The organism is Rhodopirellula sp. JB055 (assembly GCF_043100905.1).
Taxonomy (GTDB): domain Bacteria; phylum Planctomycetota; class Planctomycetia; order Pirellulales; family Pirellulaceae; genus Rhodopirellula.
Map to the genome: position 1 here is coordinate 1 of NZ_JBICHO010000114.1, position 5,290 is coordinate 5,290.

The following is a 5,290-nucleotide window of genomic DNA, read 5'->3' on the forward strand; positions in this document are numbered from 1 at the left end:
GCATATTTTGGAGGCGGTGGTACTGGCCATGATCTGCGTCTTGTAGGCAACGATACACTTCCCACTGCAAGCGATTTAGCTGTTGCTGCAATTGATGGCAATCGGAACTCGGCTTATTGCTCTCCTGGTACGCCTCACCGAGTCTTGTCAAAGGATCATCGAATTTGTGCTGCTCCGCATGAGAATATGCGAATAGGTCATTTTGATTGACCGTCGAAAAATCGCTAAAGACCGCGCGTCTTTCTTCTTCCGAAAAACCAAGATCATTGAGCCGCTTCAAAACCAGCATCGCCATCAATCGCTCGTCCCCATGAAATGCGAAACGCTTGATTTCGCTCGCCACTTCGATTGTCTGGCGTTGCGATCGAGCGTGAATACCGCTCTGCAATCCGATGTAGCAAGTGGAGCTAAACAGCAAAACGGAGATAGCAAATGAATACGGATACCGTTGCGGGCAAGCTATCGTAAGTGCCGCGAACTGCTCCGCACGTTCCTCTTCTTTTATCGTCAGATTGAAGAGACCCAAAAGTAGAGCTCCGAACCCCAATACAGCCGTAACAGCCAACCCAAAAATGGGCTGGGTCGCCAAGCCCGACAGGTATCCGGTGAGCAAGCCAAACACAGCAGTTGAAAAAATGATCGATTGTTTTCGTGCGTTCATTTTGGCAAGTCAGTGGGTTCGCTCGGGGCAGCTACCTGAACCAATCAGCGGTCTATTGGAACACGCCAAATCTTGATTTGCTAGAAAGCACAGGAAACTGCGGTCTTCCCAAAGAAAAAGGCACCTTGCGACGAATCGCAAAGTGCCTTTGAAGTGGAGGATAACGGACTTGAACCGATGACCTACGCGCTGCCAGCGCGTCGCTCTCCCAACTGAGCTAATCCCCCGGGTGAAGACGCAGATTATCGACTTGATTCGCGTTGCGTCAAGCCCGCCCGAACCGGGTTTCGACGATTCTTTTCAGTTCTTCGGGGGTCGCATGCCCCAAAACTGGCTGGCATGCGTGCTCCCACTCAACCAAACGATCTGAGTCGCGTCATAGCGACGGCCAGATCAGCACGCTCGCCAAATTGTGATGCTGGTCCGTCCACATCGGAGCAGACTCCAACACCGAAGAATCGGGCTTCTGAGCGACCGACAAAAACTCGGAATCCCAGAACGACTCCCCTCGGTCGGTCGCAATGACCCAACGGGAAGGACGCGTGTAAACCTGGTCGCGGTGGTTGTTTTGAATCAACCGGCTCGGCATCCCAATCGCCTTCGTCAGCCGGTGCGTCAGAGGAACCAGATCCAGGTGATTGTTCGAGACGTGAACAGCCAACACGCCGTCGTCGGCCAAACGTTCTCGATAAAGCTGCATCGCTTCCAACGTCAACAAGTGAGCGGGAATCGCGTCACTGCTGAACGCATCCAAGATCAGTAAATCGAACTGCTTGTCCGTGTGCCTTTCCAGCAACAGTCGACCGTCGCCCAAGTGATGCTCCATCTTGGCGGGGCAATCGCGGAGGAAGGTGAAGTGTTCTTCGGCAATCGCCAGGACATCAGGATTGATCTCGTACATGTCCATCGAATCGCCTTCTCGGCCGTAGGCCGCCAGCACGCCACATCCCAAACCAATCACGCCGATTCGCATCTCGGGTGACTCAGCCTGCAGCGTGTGGATCAACCGCCCCACGCCGCTGCTGTGGCCGAAGTAGGACGTCGGTGTCATCCGCTCGGGACCGTGCAATTGGATTCCATGGATCGTATTGCCGTGTACCAATTGCACCCGGTCCGCATCGTTCTCGACGCGAAGCACGCCGAAGAAATTCCGACGTTGATCGATCGTGTCGGTGCGATTGGTCAGCGTCGTCACCACCGCAGTGAACCCAATGATCGCCACGATCAATCCATTGATTCCCTTGGACAATTTCCAGTCACAGGTGGTTGTCATCCATGAACGAGAAGCCAGGAACGTGATCGCAACCACGCCAATCGACAGCGACATCGCGATGGGAAGTTCCCGATAGTCTTGGAAGACGAGCGGGCAGATCAATGCAACCAAGATGCCACCCATCGCCCCCCCCAGCGAAATCAGGGCGTAATACAAGGTCAGTCGTTGGGTAGCTGGCTTCCGGGCAGCAGTTTCACCGTGGCATAACAAACACACACCAAACACAACGACTAAATATGCCAACGCTTCCATGGGCATTTGCCAATTGCCGGGGAACCAGCCTTTCAATTGAATCACGACAAACGCCAGTCCAGTGAACGCCGCGATGAGTTTTGGGCGATACCAGTTAGGTGAGTCGAAACTAATGATAAAGCTGAGCAAGTACAAGCTAAGCGGCAGCACCCAAAGAAACGGCATCACGGCAATGTCTTGGCAGACATGACTGGTCACCACCAGCAACATGACCGAAGCCAAGGCCGGCAAACCGATCCAGACACCCCAGTCCGCAACCCCCAGTTTCGCGAGCACGGATTGGTCCTCCGCGAGTTCAGTGTCGCTGGTTACCGAACCTCCCTTTCGCCGACGCAACAAACAAATCGCGAGCCAACCATCCACGACAACAAAAACATAAAACGCTAGCGACCAAAATACGGACTGCTGTTCAATTGACAGCAATGGCTCGACGACAAAGGGATAGCTCAGCAACGCGACCAACGAACCGACGTTGGAAAGTGCGTACAACCGATAAACCGATTCGGATTGATTTTCGTAACTTAGCCAAGCTTGCACCAAGGGACCCGTGCTGGAAAGCACGAAGTACGGCAAGGCGACGTGGGCAGTCAACAACCACAGCAGTGCCCAGGTCGGATCTTCCGTTCCGACAGGCTTCCACGTATCGGAAGGCGCGATTGGCAACGACCAAGCCGCCGCACACAGCAGGAGCAAGTGCACGATGCCTTGGAACGCTGGAGGCAGAAACCGCCTGATGCAGTGAGCGTACAAGTACCCTGCGAACAAAAGAACTTGGAAGAACAGCAAACAGGTTGTCCAAACCGCTGGCGTGCCACCAAACCAAGGCAACACACACTTGCTGATCACAGGCTGAACCTGAAAGACCAAGAAAGCCCCCAACAACGTCGCTCCTGCGAAAACGAACCACGAGGTGGTCTGCTTGGAATGGGCGGCTGGTTGGGAGGTGGAATCCGAAACGTCCGAGGTGCACGACGGCATGCGTTCATCTCTTCAAAGTACTCGCAATGCGGCCTCGCCCCCGCGACGTGGTTCCGCCCAAAAGGTTACCCCACTTTGTGTGACCAAGCCTCAGAGAGAACGCAATCCGATCCCCCTTCCGAGTTTCCTTGAGTGATTCACGCTCTACATCCGTTCCAACCGAAATAGCCCGCAGATCAAACCGAGCTTTCCAACGAAAAACGCCTCAAAGGGAAATCCCAATGAGGCGTCGTAGTTATCAATTGCGAGCATTTGGATCGCAGAAGCAATCAGTTCAAACCAGGATTGGCATCTCGCACGGCCTGGTCCATGACTTCGATCGCGGCGTCGGTGTAGCGTTCGTACTCATTCCAAAAATGGTCCATCGCAGCTTCATCGGCAAAGAAGAACATGCGTTGGTGCACAGGGTCTTTCATACCGAACTGACGCTTGCCGGGAACGATCACGCGTTCTTCAAAGAAGCGAACCACGTCGATTTCGTTCAGCACAGGAGTGTAGGGTGTCGGATCAGCCAAAAACGTTTGCATCTTGTCTTCGCTAGCGAACAAGTACAGCTTGCCGAGGTGAACCACTCCAAACTTTGGGTTGCCTTCGACCCACTGGTCTTCGTTGATCACCGTGACGGAACAAAACCCTTCCATCGCCAGTTTCGGTTGATCCGTTCCAAACGCAGGCGTCTTGGCTTTGGCTTGGGCCTGAGCAGGCATTCCGAGGGACATGCCGTCCGTGCGAGCACCGGCCAGTTGCGCGGTCGCACCGCCAGCGAATTGGCTGTCAGGCGAAGGCAGATTGTTGCTGGACGCGACGTGTGGGTTTTGCTGAGTGCGTGGTGGCGTGGTGGCAACCGCCGCTCTTGCTTGTGTGGGTGCCGATGCCGATGGCTGAGCGCTCGATGCCAACATGGTTTGCGGTGCATTCGGTGCGGGCGAGACAGGTGCCGCAGGCATTTTACTGGACGCTTGCCCCAACATCGCGACGTATCGCGTTGGATCTTGCGGGCTGACCGAACTGCCCAAGTGCTTTCCGGTTGGCGTGATCATCACATCCGTTGGAAACTTGGTGACACCAAACATCTTGGCCAATTCAGGCGACTTGCCAGCGTGAATTTTGACGGGCACGAACTTTTGTTCCACTGCCGCCCCAACCTGTGGGCTTTGAAAAGCTCCTGCTTCCAACCGATCACACCATACGCAGTTGTCGCTGGTGAAGTGCAACAACAGAGCCTTTCCGCTCTGTTCCGCTTCCGCTTGAGCAGTGGACAAATCGGCTCGCCAGGCAATTTCCGCCTGAGCCACCCCGGTGAAGACAGTGGTCAACCCGAGCAAGCCCATCGCTGTCAAAATTCGCGGCCATCGCGAGATCGCAGTCGAAGAATAAATTCGCGGTGGTTTGGAGGACAAACGCATCGGACAAAATCCTTTTTGTCTTTCTCAAAGAGAGCCTGAAGGGGCTCGGGAGTGCCGGTGTTCGGTGGTATCGGTCGCGTCGACCTTGACGCTTGAGCGGAACCTACGAAGTTTTCCGCCGTCGCCGCCACACCAATGGAGGGTGATTCGCCTGCCGTCAAACCGACTTCCATCAGGAGTTTCACGCCGTCCATCAAACCAGGCAGAGGACGCCCAGCAGATCACGAAGAGCTTGCGTCTCTCAAAAACGCAATTCCACCATGACAGATGTGGATAGCGTTCTCGCCGCCATCTCCGCCATCTCCATCCTGTGAACACGTCGCGCTCGCGTACACCGTGTGGTCCGTCTCGACTTTTTTTACGGTAGTAGACGTGGCGACGAGTCCTGAACTGGCGTCGAATCCAAGGACTCGTCGCCTCGTCCACTACGCCCCCCCCTCACGCTTCGCTTTGACAGACCACCGGCGCAGGTCGGCAGAAATTATAGGGCTTAATCGTGCAAGCCGTTTGGGCGTTAGCCCTGGTTGCACGTGGGAGTAATGACGCTCACCGAAGCAGTCCCAAGGCCCAAAGACTCCGGCCGACTTGCTTAAAGCTTCGGCACCGGACGCTTGGGAGCTCGCTTGATCATCCGTTTCTGATCGTCACGCGGCGGGGGATTGTTGTTCCCACCGTTACCGCCATTGCGACGCGGAGGCGACAAGTCCGTGAACGTTTCGG

Annotated in this window: 3 protein-coding genes and 1 tRNA gene; all 4 read right to left on the bottom strand. The window is 55.2% G+C overall.

The annotated features are described in order from the left end of the window. A partial coding sequence (locus tag ACF8AM_RS04655; RefSeq protein WP_392554511.1) for a hypothetical protein occupies window positions 1–661 on the bottom strand: 661 nt, incomplete at its 3' end. A gap of 154 nt (window positions 662–815) precedes the next feature. Continuing rightward, window positions 816–888, bottom strand: a tRNA-Ala gene (locus ACF8AM_RS04660). A 149-nt stretch (window positions 889–1,037) separates the two neighbouring features. Beyond that, complete coding sequence (locus ACF8AM_RS04665; protein WP_392554512.1) at window positions 1,038–3,164, bottom strand: spermidine synthase; 2,127 nt, start codon at window positions 3,162–3,164, stop codon at window positions 1,038–1,040. 269 nt (window positions 3,165–3,433) lie between these two features. Then, window positions 3,434–4,570: a thioredoxin family protein gene (locus ACF8AM_RS04670; RefSeq protein WP_392554513.1), complete on the bottom strand. Its 1,137-nt coding sequence runs from the start codon at window positions 4,568–4,570 to the stop codon at window positions 3,434–3,436. Between the last annotated feature and the right edge of the window lie 720 nt (window positions 4,571–5,290).

Coding starts and splice junctions, on each gene's coding strand:
- ACF8AM_RS04665 (WP_392554512.1), bottom strand. CDS start 3,164: ATGCCGTCGTGCACCTCGGACGTTTCGGATTCCACCTCCCAACCAGCC.
- ACF8AM_RS04670 (WP_392554513.1), bottom strand. CDS start 4,570: ATGCGTTTGTCCTCCAAACCACCGCGAATTTATTCTTCGACTGCGATC.